The sequence below is a fragment of the Mesorhizobium sp. WSM4823 genome (genome assembly GCF_055811195.1).
The window spans coordinates 1-723 of the sequence record NZ_JBVVQL010000051.1 but is presented as its reverse complement, the minus strand read 5'-3'; the positions used below and the strand labels follow the sequence as shown (position 1 = coordinate 723).

Sequence of the window (723 nt, the reverse complement as noted above, 5' to 3'; positions counted from 1 at the left end):
CGGCGTAGGCAACGACACGCTCGATGGCGGCGCCGGGGATGACGCGCTGACCGGCGGCGCAGGCAACGACCGGTATTATGTCGACAGCCCCGGCGACATTGTCGACGAAAGCGTCGCCGGTTCCGACGGCACTGACACGGTGCAGGCGGCGATCAGTTTCAGCCTACTCAACTCGGCCCAGGTTCTGGGCACGGTCGAACACCTGACGCTGACTGGCACCGGCGCAATCAATTCGACCGGCAATGCCGGCAACAACATCCTCATTGGTAACAGCGGCGCCAATATTCTCGATGGTGGAGCGGGCAACGACACGCTGACGGGCGGAGCGGGCAACGACTTGTTCATCTTTCAACCCGGTTTCGGCATGGACACCATCACTGACTTCGTGGCAGGCCCCGCCTCGGTTGATGTGATTGATTTCGCCGACTCCATTTTCGACGACTTCGCGTCGGTGCTCGCAGCCGCAAATCAAGTTGGCGCCGACACCGTGATAACTGTGGATGGGGGCAATGTCCTGACCTTGAAGAACGTAGCGTTGGCCAACCTGCACCAGGATGATTTCCAATTTATCGCCGCTTGATGTTTGAACTGGATATCACATGAAGGCGCCTACCCAGTCCAAGCGGCCTGAGCCGCCGCGAACGACCCTCGCGGCGGTTTTGGCTTCCTTCCGGCGAGCGTTGGCGGGAATTGCGGTGATGAGCGGCGTCGTCAATGTTCTGG

Annotated in this window: 1 protein-coding gene; it reads left to right on the top strand. The window is 60.4% G+C overall.

Features of this window, described 5'->3' with window-relative positions:
• Positions 1 to 580, top strand: a 580-nt coding sequence (locus AC0L26_RS31965; protein ID WP_473636083.1) for a calcium-binding protein, incomplete at its 5' end; no start/stop codon positions are given.
• Positions 581 to 723: the final 143 nt, after the last annotated feature.